We start from the raw sequence: 20,834 nt of genomic DNA on the forward strand, positions 1-20,834 counted from the left end.
TGGTAATTTGTTATAATGAGTTATTATTTCGGTTCTATTATAACACCGCGCTCTCCTTCGCTATCCGAAGTATACCTAAGAACTTTAGGAAATCCGGTACCTCTAGCATTGGTGATTTCTGTTTTCCAGACTTTTCTCAACTCTTCTAATTTACTCTTGTTAGAAGCATCAGAAGCTAAATTAGTGGTTTCTTTTGGGTCTTTTTTCAGGTTGAACAATTCTTCATAAACCGCTGGTTCACCGTTTAAAGGTCCGTCTGCATAATCACGATATACGGCAATGTCCGGATCGTGAACCTTATAAAGCATTGCACTGGTATTTATACCCATGGCTTTAGCTGTCGCTATCTTTTTTAAGGCCGAAAAATTCTCGTTCTTATAATACCGAATGTATTTCCATTCGTGGTCTTGAACAGACTCGCATCTAGGATTACCAAACTGGGTAGACCATAAATTCTCGGTATATAGAAAAGGGCGAACTTCTTCTTCCTCTCCGGCTAAAAGGTGCGTTAGGTTTTTACCTTGGTACGTATCTGGAATAGCCACGCCTGCCATAGTCATCATGGTGGGTGCAATATCTATACTTTGTACCAAAGCATCAGAAGTTTTCCCCCTTTTTGATTTCTTTGTGTTTGGATCAAAGATTATCATAGGTACATGCGTAGTTTCTTCGTAACACAAAGCCTTTCCACCAAGACCGAACTGGCCCATGAAAAGTCCGTGGTCAGAAGTAAAAACAATAACCGTATTTTTATCTAATTTTTGGTCCTTCAAAGTTTGTCTAAGCTCTCCTAGAAGACGGTCTATTCCTGTCATAGCTTCCATTTGCCTTATGTAACGCTCTCTAAAACCTTCTGGGGTATCTACATAATCATAACCCACCTGTCGGTCTTCCGCGTGATGTATATCGGCAGGTAATTTTGGTGTTTTTATATCTTTTCTTGCGATATAATTTTCTGGTAACGGAATATTCTGGTCGCGATAAAGCGTTTTGTAAATCTCATCGTCAGAATCACGCATTTGCATAGAACCTGTTCCCGCTCCGTGAGGAAGGTTAAAACACACGGAAAGCATAAAAGGCTTATCCGTAGGTCTATTGTCTATGAATTTTATGGCCCCACCTAATTTCTGCTCATTGGATAAAAAATCTTGAATTCCTTCACCAACCACTTCTACTTGGGTGTCGTTTTTAGCATCTTTAAAAATACTGTGACGGTCTTTTGGATAGAAGCCCAGATGACCATGGCCTGCGTACCAGTAATCAAAGCTCTTTTCCATGAGTCCGCTATCATAACCACCCTCTCCAACAGGAACATGGTTTTTCCCTACCCAACCGGTGTAATACCCATTTTCACGCATAACCATAGGATAGGTGTTGTTCCAACCTTCATTGGACATACTGGTGCCGGAATTAAAGTTTATACCGTGTTTTCTCTCAAACTGACTCGTTAAAATACTAGCTCTACTTGGTGTGCAAATAGCGGTAGTTATATGGGCATTGGTGAACAAAACCCCATCACTAGCCAATTTATCCAGGTTTGGCGTTTTTACAATGGTATTGCCCGTACAGCCCATGAGGCCGTACTGCTGGTCATCCGTTAATATAAAGATGAAATTTGGCTGCTCTTGTGCCCAACCGGATACGGTTGCTGCGGCGTAAATGCAGAGCATAATGACCAAATTTTTCACCAATTTTAATTGAAAGTCCTGTTTCATATTATATTTCCTAAATTATAAATATCTTTTTATTTTCCTGTTGGACCTTGGGCTTTTTTGCGCATGCCCTGTAAAGCTTTTTCTTCTTTAAGAACATTTTCACGGTGCGGGTCTAACCAACCAGGAACTAGGTTTTTAGCATCCCAAGCCGTGTATGCTTTTTCTAGTTCAGCAATTTTTTCAGGATGCTTATCTGCTATATCTGTTCGTTCCCAAGGGTCGCTTTTTAGATTGAAAAGCAACGTTTTGTTCTTGTATGAACTCTTATAAAGTTTGTAATCACCTATTCTAACGGCATATTCAAATCCGCCAACGGAACGCCAGAACAATTTTTCATGTGGTGTTTCTGTTTTTCCATCTAAAATATAGGGTAGGAGAGTGGTGCCGTCTAATTGTGTTTCTTTCGTAACATCACCGCCAGCGGCTTCTAGAAAAGTTGGGAAAAGGTCCAATGAGCTAATAGGTTTCTCATAATGTTGACCCGCTTTTAATTTCTCTGGCCAAGTGATGAAAAAAGGAACTTTTATTCCACCTTCAAACAACATGCCTTTGTGCCCTCTGTACGGTCGGTTGTCAGCATGTTCCGTACGTCCTCCGTTATCGCTTAAAAATACTAAAATTGTGTTTTCTTTCATACCATTTGCAACTAGTGTAGAGTCTATTCTCCCAACGTTTGCATCAACAGCATTTACCATGGCGGCATAGATACTGCGCCCACCATATTCAATATGTTTTGTATTTTCTAAATATTGTTGGGTAGCATGGTCAGGAGCGTGTGGTGCGTTGTATGCCAAGTACATGAAAAATGGTTTATCATCTTTCTTGGTAATAAAATCGATGGCCTCATTTGTGAAATCATCGGTTAAATACCGTAATTCATTTTGAGGAACCGGTTTACCATTTCTAACAATGGTTTTAATAGGACCATCGGGTACGCCCCAATAGTTCATTCCACCACCGGCAAAACCGAACCAATGGTCAAAACCTTGTTGAGTAGGGTGAAGGCTAGAATGATCGCCCAAGTGCCATTTTCCAATAGCGCTCGTGCGATATCCCCGTTCTTTTAAGGCTTCAGGAATCATTTTTTCAGAAAGTGGAGTGCCAACCGTATCATCATTTTCCGCCTTGTATGGCATATTACAATCGTGACCAAAACGAGCCTGGTAACGACCGGTTAAAAGTCCCGCACGTGAAGGACTGCAGTACGGATGTGAAACATACCCGTTATCGAAAATCACCCCTTGGGAGGCTAATTTGTCCAAATTTGGGGTGGGAATATCCGTTGCTCCGTTAAAGCCAACATCTGCCCAACCTTGGTCATCCGTTAGGACAACGATAATATTTGGCTTTTTTTCTTGTGCTACACTGGGTAGCGCTGTTAGTAAACCTAAGGCAAGAGTGAATAAAAGTTTAGTGTTCTTCATTATATAAGTTCTAATTATTTTAAAGTGATTTTGTAAACCAGAGCGGCTTCAGCTTCAGCAGGCATTTTTCTTGGAGAAGTAACCGTAAGACCTTCTTCTGTTTTCTCCCATTTTATTTTTTGTCTACTTCCTAAAACAGAAACAGATTTAACGTTCATATCCTTGGCTTTGTTGGCAAAAGCTGTTAGTACCGTTTGTTTGTTTTCGCCTGGCCAACCTAATTGTATAGCGTACACCGTTTTGTTGTTTTTGGTATACCGAATATCTTTTGAATTCAAGTCGTATAAGCCTGCTTTTATAGCGCCGTAAGCATTCCATTCATCCTCTGGGTTACGCTTCATTTCCGTTGGTCCTTGACCATATGCTACAAAAGGACGTGTATTATAAATTGCTTCGCCATATAATTTTAACCAAGCGCCGATCCCTTCCATAGCTATAGCTTGTTCTTCTGGAATAATACCTTCTGCCATGGGAGCTGCAGCTAAAATCATTACGCCGTTTTTACTCACTACTTCGGCCAAAATCCGAATGGCTTTTTTAGGGTCTAAAGCAGTACGTTTATCTTTGTTATAACCCCAAGAACTACCCAACTGAAAATCGGTTACCCAGACTTCTGGGGCGATATCTATAACCGTAGCTCTTTCTAAATTTACAACAGCTAAATCCGTTGGAAAAAATGACCCTTTGGTGTTAACCACCACTTCTTTATTCTGCTCTTTTGCTTTGTTGAAATAGTTGGCCAGAAATTGTTTGCGGTAATCCTCTTGAATATACCCTTGGGCAAAATCCATCCAAATATAATCCGGAGCATAAGAGTTTATTACTTCATTCAATTTTCCTAGCCATATGTCGCATTCTTCTTTATATGTAGTATTTCCGTAGAGAATGCGGTACTCTTCTTCCTGGGGGACTTCAGGGTTTTCATAAGTAACCGAATGCGTGCTTACCGGACGAAGAAAACTGTTCTCTTTTTTTGGATAAAAATGCATGTGAAAACCATGGTGAAAAGTGGTCATGAATTTCAAATTGCGCTTTTTTACTTCGTCACCAATTTGTTTTACTACATCAATTTTAGGGCCTTTATCAAAGGAGTTCCACGGATTTACGTCACTTTCCCAAAGCGAAAATCCGTCATGGTGTTCAGCAATGGTTCCAATGAATTTAGCACCCATGTTCTCGAACATATCAACCCAACGCTCCGCAGAAAATTTTTCAGCTTTCCATTGCGGGATAAAATCGTGATAATCTACATCTCTTCCGTAAGTTTTGGTATGGTAGTCATAGACATCTTTGCCCCAACTTTTTTGTCGGTCACTTTCATACATAAAACGCCCGTACCATTCATTTCCATTAGCAGGAACATTGTATACGCCCCAGTGGAAATATACGCCTAACTTGGCATCTGCAAACCATTCAGGGGTTGCATTATGTTGTTTGAGGTTTTCCCATTCTGGCTCAAATTTTTCTTGAGCGGAGGTTACAGCCATAAGGCCTAATACTAAAAGAAGGGTAATCTTGTTTTTCATTTATATAGAGTGTGCTTATTTTAATTCTTGTATTTTGATGTTCCTGTAGGTGATTTCAGAGCCTTCTGCTTGTAGTGCAATGTTTCCTTTTTCTAATGGAGTACCATCTGCATTTAGGAAGTCTTTCAGTTCGTTTACCAGTTGGCCGTTTTCAAAGAACTTGGCACTTTTTGAGCCTCTTACTTCTACGCGAACTTTGTTCCAGCCATCAACTTCATGATTAGCATATTTGTCTCCTTCTATATAGTCTTTTTCACCACTGGAATCCAATAATTCTGTAGAGCCGTCTTTCTGAAACCAAGTAACCTTTGGACCTTTTATGACCCATAAGTCCCCCGTATCGCCTTCTTGAATTTGGCATTCCAAACAAGTGGGCCAGATTACCTTTTTACCCTGCACATGAAAAACAATTCCGGCATCACGCTTGGCCTCATTTCTGGGAGCGAATTTTCGTTTTCCCCATTTGTATTCCAGTTCTAGATTAAAATGACTGTACGCTTTGGTAGTTGTAATCATACCAAAAGGTGCTTTCTTCCCTTTCCAGGCATATAGGACCTCAATTTTATTCGATTTAATTTCAAATAACTTTTGCCCTTCAGGAAGGTTGTTGGGGGTAAAAGTATAGGTCTTATCTAATTCTCCTTTAGGAAAAGGATTTTCCCATTTTGGAGAAGTTTTTTTTGCAGCGGATTTTTGAGAAGAAAAAAGAAAAAACGCTCCAAAATATAATAGTAAGGTTACAATTGGAGTAGTTCTCATTTTCATTTGGTCTGTTGTTCTAATTGAGGAGGTAAATTCTAAATTTTAAACTTATACCAACACAACAGACATTCTTTAAACTACCACAAATGTTTTATATGAATAGATTTAGACAAATAAACTTAGTGTTATTGCCCAAATAGGAAGGATTACCTAAAAACAAAGTGTTTTAGTCGTAAATGCGAATAACTTCTCCGTTGCCTTTTCCGTTCACACTTCGTACGTACCCGTTTACCACTTTTTTCATGGGAATAGGGTTATGTCCCGGAAAATAATCTTTGTATTTTTCATACGCATCTTCTACCATGCCAGAAGAAACTACATTAACCCGGATACCATTTTCTGTCTCCAGAGCTACAGCTTTTACAAAACTATGAATACCACCATTAACCATTGCGGCACTGGTAGTCATAGCTACAGGGTCATCTGCAAGAATACCGGTAGATAGTGTAATGGAGCCCTTTGGATTAAGTGCCTTTTGACCTATTCGAACAAGATTTACTTGCCCCATGAGTTTATTGTTCAAGCCAATATGGAAATCTGCTTCCGTGAGCTCATTAAAATTGGCCCATTTAGCTTCACCGGCAATACAAATAATAGCATCTAGTTTACCGGTCTGCTCAAACATTTTAGATATAGAGGAGCTGTCTACTATATCCACAATAAAATCTCCATTGGTTCTACCAGCAATAAGTACTTCATTATCTTCAGAAAAGTGAGCGCTTACTTTTTTCCCGATAGTACCGTGTCCGCCAATAATTAAGATTCTCATAGCCCTTTTGTTTAAAGTAGTTGTGTTTAATAGATTGAAAAATTTTATAGTTTAGGGAAATGTTGAACCGGACCGTTGCCTTTGCCCAAAATTTTGTCTTTGCCTTGTTCTATGGCCATATTTAAATAGGAGCAGGCTTTTGTTACAGCTTCTTCTAAGCAACACCCCAAACTTAGTTGAGCCGCAATGGCTGAGGACAAAGTGCAGCCAGTACCATGGGTATTTTTTGTTTCTATCTTTTTATTATGAATGGAAATGCTTTTCTGGGTATCATATAAAAATAGCGTATCCTTCATTCGCTCGGAATCTTCTAAATGTCCTCCTTTTAATAAAACAGAGGTTTTGAATGTATTCCCTATTTCTCTTGCGGCCTCATCAAGCTTCTGCGAATCTATTTTTCTATCGATTAAAATCTCAGCTTCAGGAATATTAGGCGTAATAAGATAGGCATCGCTTAAAAAATGTTTCAAATTCCCTAGTGCAGTCTTATTTAAAAGTCTATCTCCAGAGGTAGCAACCATTACAGGATCTAGAACTATATTCTTAATAGGGTATTCCCTAAGGGTGTTCTGTACCAATTCTATAACATCTGCAGAGTGGAGCATTCCTATTTTAATAGCGCCAAAGTCAATATCCTCAAGAACCGCAATTAATTGTTTGCGTATATGGGTAACAGGAATGGGGTGAATATCAAAAACACCCTGCGTGTTTTGAGCAGTAGTAGCTGTAATGACAGATGCGGCAAAGGCGCCATTGGCACTAATACTTTTAATATCGGCCTGGATACCGGCACAACCTCCAGAATCGCTTCCGGCAATGGTAAGAACACTAGGATATCTTGTAATCATAACTACAAAGAATACAATTGTGGGAATATAAGAGAATCAAAAGTATAGAATTATTTTAAAAGGAGGTGGGGAGACATGGCTATTATCGCATTAAAAATTCTTACATTTTATTAAAAACTTCATTTATTGCCCAGCCTGACTTTTACACTTGCTCACGGACTTTTGTACTGTTAAATAATGTTGTGATTTAAGGACTAAAAGTTAGTGTTATAAAGCCAGTTACTACAACGTTATAGTTATTTCTCTTTATTCGTTAAAAATACATGCTCTTGAAAGTACTGATTTTATTGGTATAATCGATAAAGTGCTTAATTCTTCCGTTATTTTATATACAAAAAAGGTGCTTTCACATACAATAATCACTTAGCTCACAACAAATACTGTTTTTTTTTCCCTGCTAACGATATATTTGATAACATTAACTATTTATATGTAGTCTTTTACCTACTTTTAAGGTAAACCTGCATTTTTAACACTAACCACCGCACTATGAATTTTTCCATTAAAACCAGTGTTCTTGCATTGATCGCTATTTTATTTTATGCTATCAATTCAAATGCACAAATCGATAGTAACCGATACACGGTTCTATTGACACCTCAAAATTTGGCTACCTGTGGAGGAGTCAACAATTCTCTTGAAGAAGTCCTTATTAGAGGTCAGAATGCTACTTGTCATGACTTCAGTATTACTTTTGACCTTCCGCCCGGTGTGGAATATGTCTCAGGAACTGCAAGTATAACTTCGCAAACAGATTCATTTGGTGCTCCAATTACTTCAAATCAATACTCAATAGGGGAGGGTGGTACACCTTCTGACCCTATATTTACCATTTTGCGGCCTAGTGATGCAAATTGGGATGTTGGTGATGAAGTAGTCTTTACTTTTGAACGTAGTGCAAATTGTGATGCGGTGGCGCATTCTAACTCTGGTGGGTTATTCAAAGATGCACATACTATTAATTTTCAAGATGCCGGTGGAGCCAACTCAGATTCAGATACGGAAGTAACCGTATCGTCTTATCCGTTATTGGCCGCTTCTTTAAATATATCTGCTATACCAACTGTTGATGCAAACGTTGGCGAATCGTATACTAGGGATATTACCTTGGCACAGGGTGGTAATGGTTGTACGGAAACGTTTACCTATTATGTAGATTTAGGAGAGGATGTTGATGATATTTACACACTATCTTATAATGGTACACTTTTAACTCCTGTTAACACAACGGGTCAGGTATTAACTTATAATATAGATTTAAACGTAGCTCCTTTTGCAGGGACTGTTGGCAATAATGATAATTGCTTTGATAATGGCGAAGTAATTGTTTTTCAAGAAGCCTTTAGGGTAGATGACTGTTTAGATACCGCTATAGTACATAATACCTATTGGGGTTGTAATGCTGGAGAAACGTGCCAAGCGGCCGAGCCACAAACGGGTTCTTTAAATTTTGGTGCCAATGTACCAGATATAGCTATATCAAAAGTTGGTACGACTACACCAGATTTATGTGGTGCAGTTACCTATACGATTAGAATAGAAAATACGAACACCGCTGTAGGTTCAATGGCTTTGGACTTAGGTGTTAATATTGGTAACGGTGCTAATGCTACACCAGTTGGAACTGCTTCTAACAATCCACTTTGGGATTTTGATTATTTTGATACTAGAAGCGTTTCCAATTTCAGGTTTGCATCGGGTATATCTTTTACTCCAGAAGATAGACCGAGTACAGTATATACTGCAAGAGGGTCTGGTAATACCGTATCTATTCCGCCAAACTTTTTTGCTTCTGATCCAGATGGAGCTGGAGGTTTTGATGATTTGGATAACGATGGTTGGTATGATGATTTACCACCAGGAGAAGCTACAGAGTTTTCTTTTGACTTTGAGGTATCGCCAAGAGACAATTGTGGTGTAGCTAGATTTGATTATATGGGTTGGGAGCATACCTATATAGATACCTATTTCAAAGATCAATGTAAGAGCGATCGTATTCCAGAACGTATCGATATTGGATATTTCAATATTATTAGGGATTATACAGATGTTACGGAGGTGGAAGCACCAACGGATATTGTAAATAATGAAGATTTTATAGTGAGCGTTGCCCCTGCATTTTATGCAGGCGGAGCAAGTTTGCCCACCATAGACGGTACGGCTATGTTTTCCAATGATGCCTCATCGGTTTGGAGCGTAACACTTACCGTACCAACAGGTATGGCGCTGCAAACACCTTTACCAGCAGGTTTTACACAAAGTGGTAATGAAGTAACCTATACTACAACAGACTTAAAAGCTGGAGCAAATAAAGAATGGGTAGATTTTCCATTAACATTTACTTGTGGTCCAAATGGTAATCAAGCTATTCCTTATAAGACAAACTATACGGCAACTAGTGGTGCCGGTGAGTGTTGGTCACAAGATATTCACTGTGGTACGGTAAATATATACACGCATTGCCCAGGTGGTTGTGTAGGTCCTGCAATTGAAGGTTTTAAAGCAAGAAGACTTACTGCAGGTTGGACAGATGATACTATGACCACTAAAGTTGTTTTAGATGATAATACAGATGGTATCAAGAAATATTTAGCAGGTGATCAAATGAAGATTACCACTACTGCTTCTATAAATAGTATTTCGTTAGATAACCTTTATTTTGATTTAACTTATGATACAGCTAGTTTAGCTGCTGGTGGTTCGGATATCATTACATTGGTAGATACTAAAATTACTATTAATGATAATAGTGCTGGCACTTCAAATTCTGGTGTAATTAACGCAGCACCGGTTTTAACTACCAATGGCTCTACAGAGCATATGTTAAGTTTTGATTTGAGCGATGAAAAAGATTTAATTAGCGCAGCATACTTATTTGAAGGAGACGCTACAAATAGAGATATTGTTGAAGTTGAATTGACTTTTGAGTTTAGTAAAGATTTTCAAGATATAGCTTACTTTGAATTAACCAATTTGAGAGGTGAATTCTTTGCCTTTACGGATTACCCTGCCAATACACCACCCAATAGAGTAGGGTGCGACACTTGGGGAGATCGAGCCTATTATTCTAGGCCTAGAATTTACGGGTCTAATTTAGCTCATGCTACTAATGGCTGTACACCGTCTAACGGAACGATATATTTTAGACATAATATGGCTCCAGATGATATGCATGGTGATGAATATAGACCGCTTACCAATTGGACATCTACAGTAGTAGATATTCCGGAAGGGGCTAGATTTACAGGAAATGTAACTTCAATACAGTTTCAAGGGGCTTATTCAACTACTACTGGCGAGTTCATTGCTACAGAAAGTGGTGATCAAATAATCATTACTCCTGGTCCTAATTTTAGAAATAGAGATCAAGGAGGTTCAATTATACCTAGATTTTATGTAGAATTTATGGGTACTTGTGAGTCACCTGCGTCAGCGCAATATGACTTTACCGTTAATTATGATGATTTTGCATATGCCACGCCAGTACCGTCAAGCTTTACATATAGGAATACGTTTAGTTATACACAACCTACTTTTATAGTGCAATCACCATTGCCAACGATAAACGGAGATGCCTATACAGTAGATTTTGATACGAATATCAGTAACACTAGCCCAGAAGATGTTAATTATAACTGGTTACAGGTTACTTCACCAGTAGGTATAAACATCACAAGCGCATTCAGTGTATCCGGTGGTGTAGAAACACCTGTTAATTTTTATCAATCCGGAGATAAAACATGGATCGAGGCCGGTTCTGTCGCTGCAGGTACTACTAAATCTATGCGCTTCAAAGCAGATTTTGATGAGTGTGAAAATTTGACCGTACTTGTGGAACACGGATGGGATTGTTCAGGTTACCCAGGCTATCCAGATGCAAGTATAGATACTTCGGATTTTCTAGGAGTGGGTGCCACTTGTTATCAGAATTCTACTTCTATTACATTAGAGCCTAAAGGATCTCAAGTACAGGTAGCTATTACTGATCAACCTAGTGCACCACAAGATTTATGTACACCATTTAATATTGAAGTTGATGTTATTAGTGCCCAATTGGGAGATCTGATAAATCCTTCATTACAGTTCGCTATTCCTGGTGGAGATGGTGGTATTACCATAGTAAGTACTAATGTTACTTATCCTAAAGGTTCTACGATTTCGGGTGATACTCAGCCGGTAACCGTAACCATAGAAAATGGTTTAGCTAAAGTAAATTTATTGGAACATACTAACATAGCTGCTCTAAATGGTATTGCCGGTAATCCTGCAACTAATACAATAGATGAAAGAACAGCACATGTTAATCTTGAAATTCAATTGCAGTGCGATTTTATATCCAATTCTGAATTTACCTTTAAGGTTTACGGAGAAGAGCCGTGTGGTAATATTGCCGCGGGTAATGGGTCTAGGGTCGTATCTAATCCAGTACAGGCCGTTGGAGCTGTAGCGCCTTACAATGCTTTAAGTACTATAAACCTACCTGGTTTTGGTGCACCTGTTCAAGGTTGTGGTGTTACGGATAATATTAATGTAGTTACTACAATTACTGGGGGTACCACAGGAGGTTCTGATTTTGGTAAGGTAACTTTAAGATCAGGTATAGAATATGTACCTTCTTCTTTTGCCAGTGCAGACGGAGCCACATTCAATAGTATAGCAACAGTGGGAGACCACGAAGAGCTGATATTAAACTATCCGGCCGGTGTTACTGCTGGGTCCACTATAACCTTTGACTTTGATTTTATAACTACCAACGAGGGTATTTGTGATGATGAGGCAGAAGTTCAGATAGTAAACTATGTAGAGGTTTCTGGCGTAACTTGTTCCTTAGCTAGTTGTGCAGATTTCCAAGTAGCTACAGGTTCATCTTATGAGATAATGCCTTTGGAAAAACCAATTTTGGTTGGAACGGCAAACGATAGTTTCTTTTCTGTAGATACCAGTAATAATTATGAATACCACTTATCTCTAGATATCGAAAATACTGCGCTTGTAGATGCAGATGCTGGTTATGCCTATAGTGTATACTGTGCAGATGTAGATGGAGAAATTGATGGTGCAGCTATCTCAACAGGTACAATAGCTGATGCAATTCCTAATTCGTCTACAATTATAGACGAAATTGTATTCACTACTGTTGGTGCCGCTTGTTCAGGTACGAACTTTATAGTAGAGTTTTTACCTTCTAGTACAAACTGTCAGTGCGAGGCTATTCTAATACCAGTTTCTGTAGCTTCAGGAGCGCCATTGGATTTAGATGATGATAATGATGGTATTCCTGATGTTATTGAAGTTTATAATGGTGATGCAGATGGTGACGGAACTTTAGACTATGAAGATCCGGATTTCTGTGCCGCTACCTTTGATGGGGTTAACGGATGGGATTGTGCAACAATGGGCTTACCTGATCCAGATGATGATTTAGACGGTGATGGTACTCCAAATTATTATGATGCTGATTTCCCTACTTGTGGAGGATTAAATGCTAACGGAGTATGTATCAACTTTGATACAGATGGTGATGGTGTTCCAAATCAATTAGACCTAGATTCTGACAATGACGGTATTACTGATATTGTTGAGACAGGTTCTGGTAATATGGATGCAGATGGCGATGGCGTTATAGATATTCTTACGGATATAGATAATGATGGTCTTGCAGATGTAGTTGACAATAATACTACGGACGGACCAGAAGGTAGTGCGCCTTGTACACCACAAAATGGTTGTGTACAAATAAACTCGACTTCAAATGTTTTTGATACGGATGGAGATGGCACCACGGATGATAGTGGAGATTTTGATGGCGACGGATTGATCAATGCTTATGATTTAGATAGTGACAATGACGGTATTTTAGATACGGTTGAAGCACAAACTACAAGTGGCTTTATTGCTCCAGGAGCTATCGATCCATTAACAGGTATACCTGCAGTTGGTTCGGATACAGATGGTATCGACCCAATTGATACTGATGGTGACGGTAATCCAGATTACTTGGATTTAGATGCCGATAACGATGGTATTACAGATACTTTAGAAGCCGGTGGCGAAGATGCTGATGGCGATGGTGCAGTAGATGGTTTTGTAGATGCTGATGGTAACGGTGTTGCCGATAGCGTAGATACGACTCCTTTGCCAGATGAAGATTCTGATAACGACGGCATTTTAGACCGATTGGATTTAGATTCTGATAACGACGGAATTACAGATACTACCGAAGCTGGTGGTATGGATGGTGACGGTGATGGTATCATTGACACGTTCATGACCGATACGGATAATGACGGACTTGCCGATAGTGTAGATCCGGTTGGTCCTGCTAGTCCTGGAACACCAATTCCAAATCCAGATACGGATAACGATGGCTTAGATGATAGATTGGATCTAGATTCAGAGAACGATGGTATTCCTGATGTTCTTGAAGCTGGTGGTTCTGACCCGGATAACGATGGTAGAATCGGTACTGGTACAATTGCAGATGATGACGGTGACGGACTTTCAGATATCGTCGATCCAAATGATAATACCACAGGTACGCTAGACGATGGCCCAGGTACACCTTTACCAATTGATAATTTTGACGGAGATAGCGTGCCTAATCACTTAGACATAGATTCAGATAATGATGGTATTACAGATACTACAGAAGCTGGTGGTCTTGATGTTAATGGTGATGGTATTGTAGATGGTTTTGATGATACCGCTACAACAGACGGTTGGGATGATGCTACAGCTGCTTCTCCGCTTCCAATTCCTAACTCAGATACCACAGGTGGTCCAGATTACTTAGATATAGATGCAGATGATGATGGAATTCCAGATAATGTAGAAGCACAAACAACTGCTGGGTATATTCCGCCTGCAGATGCTGAAGCTGCTAACGGATTAGATACAAATTACCCTGTTGGATTAACTCCAGAAGATACAGATGGTGATTTAATTCCAGATTACTTGGATGCAGATTCTGATGCCGATGGTGTTAGTGATGTAGAGGAAGCAGGTCAAGGAATAATAACAGATCCTTTAGCAGATGCTGATGGAGATGGCTTAAATGACGCTTTTGATGATACTACAACTGTTTATGATGCAAACAATGATCTAGATACTGGTGCAATTGCAACAGATAATTTAGATGATTTAGATCCTGCTGAGGTTGATTTTAGATCCATATTAGATTCTGATAATGATGGTATTATGGATACGGTTGATCTTGATGATGATAATGACGGAATCTTAGATACCGATGAAACAGGAGATACAGATGGTGATGGTATTCCAGATAGTATTGACTTAGATTCTGATAATGATGGTATTCCAGATTCAATAGAAGCTGGTGGCACTGATGATGATGGTGACGGTCATATAGACTACCCAACCCCTGGTGACCCAACGTCTATGACAGATACGAATAATGACGGACTTGCAGATGAAATTGCAGCGACTCCTTTACCAGATGAAGATTCTGATGGTGACGGTATCGAAGATAGAATAGATTTAGATTCTGATAACGATGGTATTCCGGATGTAACAGAAGCTGGTGGTCCAGATGCGGACAATGACGGTGTTATAGATACTTTCGCTACGGATACAGACCGTGATGGCTTGGCAGATAGTGTTGATCCTGAAGATGCAACTACTCCAGGTACCCCTTTAGAAAGTCCTGATACCGATGGTGACGGATTTGATGATAGAATAGATACAGACTCTGATAATGATGGTATTCCAGATGTAACGGAAGCAGGTGGTTCTGACCCGGATAACGATGGTGTTATCGGAACAGGAACTATTGCTGATACAGATGGTGACGGACTTTCAGATATCGTAGATACAGATGATAATACAACGCCTACGGCTATAGATGGTCCTGGTACAGCTTTACCAATAGATAATTTTGATGGTGATGCTAATCCTAACCACTTAGATATAGATGCCGATAATGATGGTATTCTAGATGTAGTTGAAAATGGTACGGGTGCTTTAGATACCAATAATGATGGTGCTATTGACAGTACTGATGATGTATTCTTAGATGCAAATGATAATGGTCAAGCCGATGCTACAGAAGGTACGGCCCCATTAAATACAGATACTACAGGTGGTGCAAACTATATTGATATAGATGCAGATGATGATGGTATTCCAGATAATGTAGAAGCACAAACAACTGCTGCTTATGTTGAGCCAGATGATGCTTTTGACGCTGAAGGTTTAGATACCCAATATCCAAATGGTATTACACCAGAAGATACGGACGGTGATTTAATTCCTGATTACTTGGATCCTGATTCTGACGATGATGGTACGCCAGATATTATTGAAGCCGGACAAGGAACTATGACTGATCCTTTAGCCGATGCTGATAATGACGGATTGAACGATGCCTTTGATGATACACCGGGTACAGATGTAAACAATGATTTAGATACAGGTGCAATCACTACGGATAACGAAGATGATCTAGATACTGCTGAGGTTGATTTCAGATCTATATTAGACCGTGACCAAGATGGCATTATGGATATCGTTGATTTGGATGATGACAATGATGGTATCTCGGATTTAGATGAGTCGAACGGGGTTGACCCAAGTACCGATGATGATAATGACGGTATCGTAAATTATTTAGATGATGACCCAGCTGACCCATTGGTTGGTGATGTGAACGGAACTGTAGAGCCGGCATTCGATTTTGACGGTGACGGTGTTCCAAACCATTTTGATATCGATGCGGATAATGACGGAATCTTTGATGTATACGAAGCTGGTAATGATGCTTTAGATACGAATAATGACGGTGTTATCGATAGTGTTGATGCTGGTTTTCTAGATGCCAATAATGATGGTCAAGCAGATAGTTCAGAAGGTACTATTCCTTTAACTACAGATACAACGGGCAATGCAGATTTCTTGGATATTGATGCAGATGATGATGGTATTCCAGATAATGTAGAAGCACAACCAACAGATGGGTATATCGAACCAGCAGATGCTTTCAGCAGAGATGGCGTAGATACAAATTACCCTAATGGTCTCAGACCGGAAGATACGGATGGTGATTTAGTTCCTGATTATATAGATTTAGATTCTGACGGTGATGGTACTACAGATGTAGTGGAAGCTGGTCAAGGTGCAATTACAAATCCTTTAGCTGATGCTGATGGAGATGGGTTGAACGATGCCTTTGATGATACTCCGGGTAACGATGTGAACAATGATTTGGACACAGGTGCGATTACAACGGATAACGAAGATGATTTAGATACTGCTGAGGTTGATTTTAGATCTATACTAGATCGCGACCAAGATGGTATTATGGATATTGTTGATTTGGATGATGATAATGATGGTATTCCAGATGTAGAAGAGTGTAGCGGTATGGGAAGTGTATCATTGATTCCTGATGGTGACTTTGGAGTAGCGGATATTGCTGCCGATACCTATTATAACGGTGCTGGAAATGGCGCTGGTAATCCGGATAATTATAATACGTATACCAAACCAATGCCTGCCAGTATTATGACAACATATACTAATGGTGAGCCAAGACCTGCAGATGGTAGCTATGCATTGGTCACGAACTCAATGGGTCTTTCGTATGTTGCAGGTGAGCCTATTCCTAACTTCTGGTTAGATATAGAAGACTACACCACAGATGCTCCGGGAGAATTAGGATATTTTGCATTGTTCAATGCAGATGGTACGGCAGGTCGTTTCTACGAACAAACTATAACAGGTTTAACGGTAGGAGAAACTTATGAGTTTAAAACGGCTATTATCAACTTATTCAACCCTGGATATGCAGATAACGGTACGGAAGTATTCTTAGGTAACACGCCTATAGCACCAAACGTTAAAATGTTAGTGCTTAACGGTGGAGGAACTGTAGCAGAGTATGATTCGGGAGATATTCCTAACGATGGAGAGTGGAAAGAAGTTTCTTTAATCTTCACGGCAACGGATACTAGTATGACTTTCGCTATTGATAATAATACTGGTGGAGGTGTCGGAAACGATTTTGGTATAGATGGTATTTCTTTGACGCAATCATGCGATTTTGATGGTGATGGTATACCAAACCCATTCGATCTTGATTCTGATAATGATGGTATTCTTGATATTGTAGAAGCAGGAGGAACCGATACGGATAATGACGGTCGTGTTGATGGCTTTACAGATGCTAATGATGATGGTCTGGATGATGATACAGCAGCAGATCCACTACCGATACCAAATACAGATACGGCAGGTAATCCTAACTTCTTGGATATAGATGCTGATGACGATGGTATTCCAGATAATGTAGAAGCACAACCTACTGATGCGTATACTGTACCAGCAGATGCTTTTGATTTCAATGGCGTAGATACGAATTATCCAACAGGTTTAATTCCTGAAGATACAGACGGAGATTTAACTCCGGATTATTTAGACTTGGATTCTGAGGATGATGGTATATCGGATATGCTGGAAGCTGGTCAAGGTACGTTAACAGATCCTTTAGCAGATGCTGATGGAGACGGACTTAACGATGCTTATGATGATACACCAGGTAATGATGTAAACAATGATTTGGATACGGGTGCCGATGGTACGGATAACGAAGATGATACAGATATTACTGAAGTGGATTTCAGATCGGTATTGGATCATGACCAAGATGGTATTCCAGATACGGTAGATTTGGATGACGATAACGATGGTATCTCAGATTTAGATGAGGCCAACGGAATCGATCCAAGTGCGGATGATGACAATGATGGTGTTCCAAACCATTCCGATGACGATCCAAACGATCCATTGGTTGGTGATGTAAACGGAACAACGGAACCAGCATTCGATTTTGACGGTGACGGAATCCCTAACCACTTTGATATTGATGCCGATAATGATGGTATCGTAGATGTAGTGGAAGCTGGTAACGGAGATCTTGATACAAACAATGACGGTGTTATTGATAGTAATGATGACGGATTTGCCGATGCGACCGGTAACGGTCAAGCAGATAGTTCAGAAGGAACAGTTCCACCAAATACAGATGGTTCAGGTGAAGCTAACTTCTTGGATATAGATGCAGATGATGATGGTATTCCAGATAATGTAGAAGCACAACCTACTGATGCGTATACCGTACCAGCAGATGCTTTTGACTTAACAGGGTTGGATACCAATTATCCAGGTGGAATTGAGCCAGAAGATACGGATATGGATGGTATTCCCGATTATATCGATACAGACTCAGATGCAGATGGTATTTCAGATATGTTGGAAGCTGGTCAAGGTACTCTTGTAGATCCTTTAGCCGATGCTGATGCAGATGGTCTTAACGATGCTTTTGATGATACCCCTGGTATTATTGTAAACAACGACTTAGTTACAGGAGCAATCGCTACGGATAACGAAGATGATGCAGATGTTACTGAAGTTGACTTTAGGTCAATGCTAGATACTGACCAAGATGGTATTCCAGATACGGTAGATCTTGATGATGATAATGATGGTATCTCAGATTTAGATGAGGCTAACGGAATCGACCCAAGTGCGGATGATGATAACGATGGTGTTCCAAACCATTCCGATGATGATCCAAACGATCCATCAATTGGCGATGTAAACGGAACAACTGAACCAGCGTTCGATTTTGACGGTGACGGAATTCCGAATCACTTTGATATTGATGCTGATAATGATGGTATCGTAGATGTAGTGGAAGCTGGTAACGGAGATCTTGATACGAACAATGACGGTGTTATTGATAGTAATGATGACGGATTTGCCGATACAACCGGAAACGGTCAAGCAGATAGTTCGGAAGGAACAGTTCCTCCAAATACAGATGGTTCAGGTGAAGCTAACTTCTTGGATATAGATGCTGATGATGATGGTATTCCAGATAATGTAGAAGCACAACCTACTGATGCGTATACCGTACCAGCAGATGCTTTTGACGCAACCGGATTGGATACGAATTATCCGGGTGGTATAGACCCAGCAGATACGGATATGGATGGTATTCCTGATTATATCGATACCGACTCAGATGCAGATGGTGTTGAAGATGCCTTAGAAGCAGGTCAAGGTACAATGACTGATCCATTGGCCGATGCTGACGGAGATGGTCTTAACGATGCCTATGATGATACACCAGGTCTAGATGTAAACAATGATTTGGATACAGGTGCCATCGCAACGGATAACGAAGATGATGCCGATTTAACTCAGGTAGATTTTAGAGATATCCTAGACTATGATAAAGATGGTATTCCTGATACAATAGATCTTGATGACGATAATGATGGTATAGCTGATTTAGTGGAGACCAACGGAATCGACCCAAGTGCAGATGATGACAATGATGGTGTTCCTAACCATTTAGATGATGACCCTAACGATCCATTAGTTGGGGATGTAAACGGAACAACGGAACCAGCGTTCGATTTTGACGGTGACGGAATTCCTAATCACTTTGATATCGATTCGGATAATGATGGTATTACAGATGTAGTGGAAGCCGGTAACGGTGCACTTGATACAAATGCAGATGGCGTTATTGATGCCGATGATACTGGTTTTGCCGACGCAAATACAGATGGTCAAGCTGATAGTTCAGAAGGAACGGTTCCTCCGAATACAGATGAAACTGGTGAAGCTAACTACTTGGATATTGATGCGGATGACGATGGTATTCCAGATAACGTAGAAGCACAGCCTACCTTAGCGTATGTTGTTCCTGCCGATGCTTTTGATGAACAAGGGTTGGATACCAACTACCCAGGTGGACTGGTTCCAGAAGATACCGACGGAGACGGAACTCCAGATTACTTAGACCTTGATTCTGAAGATGACGGTGTTCTAGATATTGATGAAGCGGGCCAAGGTACCTTTACAGGTGTTGATTCTGATGCTGATGGATTGGATGACGGCTTTGACGATACACCAGGTCTAGATGTAAATAATGATTTGGATACAGGTGCCGATGGTACGGATAATGATGACGATGATACTACACCAGAAGTAAACTTTAGAGAAATAGGTGATAGCGATGGCGATGGTGTACTGGATACGCAAGAAGAAGCAGACGGGACGGATAAGAATGACCCATGTGATTACGTAATTGAGAATGTTACTTTAGCTTTCTCAGGTGATTACTTAGTTGCTGATTGTGATGGAGATGGTGTAATCAATGGTCAGGAGATCGACGATGATACCAATCCAGAAGATCCTTGTGATTATATTGAGCGTAGCATAACCTTGGAACAAGGTGGAGATTACTTAATTTCTGATTGTGATGAAGATGGTCTGACCACTTCTCAAGAAGAGGCTATAGGAACCGATCCGGATGTTGCGGATACGGATGGAGATACAATTCTAGACGGACAGGAAATTGAAGACGGAACGGACCCTCTTAATCCTTGTGATTCCTTGAACGGTGTACCTACGTTAGAAGCTGGTTGTGATCCAGAATTAGTAGAGACAGGTATTTCTGTTATCAACGAAGTCATTACTCCAGATGGAGACGGTACAAACGATGAGTTCTTAATAGATAATATTGAGTCTTACCCTAATAACACGGTTCAGATTTATAACCGATGGGGAATCATAGTTTATGAAATGAACGGTTACGATAATGTTACGAACACCTTTAGAGGAGTTTCTAACGGAAGAGTTACTATTCAAACAGATTCGAAACTACCGGTTGGTGTATACTTCTATGTGATCAAATATGAGAACAAAGGAGATAACCTAAACAAGGCAGGCTACTTATACATCAACAGATAAATTTCCCTCAA

7 protein-coding genes are annotated in these 20,834 nt (G+C 40.0%); 1 reads left to right on the forward strand and 6 read right to left on the reverse strand.

Features of this window, described 5'->3' with window-relative positions:
• Window positions 1-23 precede the first annotated feature (23 nt).
• The 6 genes from KO521_RS02325 to thiD all read right to left on the reverse strand — a co-directional run bounded on the left by KO521_RS02325 (window position 24) and on the right by thiD (window position 7,044).
• Entirely contained in the window at window positions 24-1,670 is a 1,647-nt protein-coding gene (locus KO521_RS02325; protein WP_215938292.1) for a sulfatase-like hydrolase/transferase, read from the reverse strand.
• Window positions 1,671-1,744: 74 nt separating this feature from the next.
• Window positions 1,745-3,139, reverse strand: coding sequence for a sulfatase-like hydrolase/transferase (locus KO521_RS02330; RefSeq protein WP_215938293.1), 1,395 nt, complete (start codon window positions 3,137-3,139; stop codon window positions 1,745-1,747).
• A 14-nt stretch (window positions 3,140-3,153) separates the two neighbouring features.
• Window positions 3,154-4,665 carry an alpha-L-fucosidase gene (locus tag KO521_RS02335; protein WP_215938294.1) on the reverse strand — a complete coding sequence of 504 codons (1,512 nt, stop codon included), beginning with the start codon at window positions 4,663-4,665 and terminating at the stop codon, window positions 3,154-3,156.
• A 15-nt stretch (window positions 4,666-4,680) separates the two neighbouring features.
• Window positions 4,681-5,430: a 3-keto-disaccharide hydrolase gene (locus KO521_RS02340; protein WP_215938295.1), complete on the reverse strand. Its 750-nt coding sequence runs from the start codon at window positions 5,428-5,430 to the stop codon at window positions 4,681-4,683.
• Between the two features lie 163 nt (window positions 5,431-5,593).
• The gene (locus tag KO521_RS02345; RefSeq protein WP_215938296.1) at window positions 5,594-6,196 is read right to left on the reverse strand and encodes a short chain dehydrogenase; all 603 of its coding nucleotides are present in this window, start codon (window positions 6,194-6,196) and stop codon (window positions 5,594-5,596) included.
• Window positions 6,197-6,240: 44 nt separating this feature from the next.
• The gene (thiD, locus tag KO521_RS02350) at window positions 6,241-7,044 is read right to left on the reverse strand and encodes a bifunctional hydroxymethylpyrimidine kinase/phosphomethylpyrimidine kinase (RefSeq protein ID WP_215938297.1); all 804 of its coding nucleotides are present in this window, start codon (window positions 7,042-7,044) and stop codon (window positions 6,241-6,243) included.
• Between the two features lie 489 nt (window positions 7,045-7,533).
• Here thiD and KO521_RS02355 point away from each other — a divergent pair, with 489 nt between their 5' ends.
• Window positions 7,534-20,823, forward strand: coding sequence for a gliding motility-associated C-terminal domain-containing protein (locus KO521_RS02355; RefSeq protein ID WP_215938298.1), 13,290 nt, complete (start codon window positions 7,534-7,536; stop codon window positions 20,821-20,823).
• Window positions 20,824-20,834 lie beyond the last annotated feature (11 nt).

This window comes from Zobellia uliginosa (genome assembly GCF_018860745.1).
Classification (GTDB): domain Bacteria; phylum Bacteroidota; class Bacteroidia; order Flavobacteriales; family Flavobacteriaceae; genus Zobellia; species Zobellia uliginosa_B.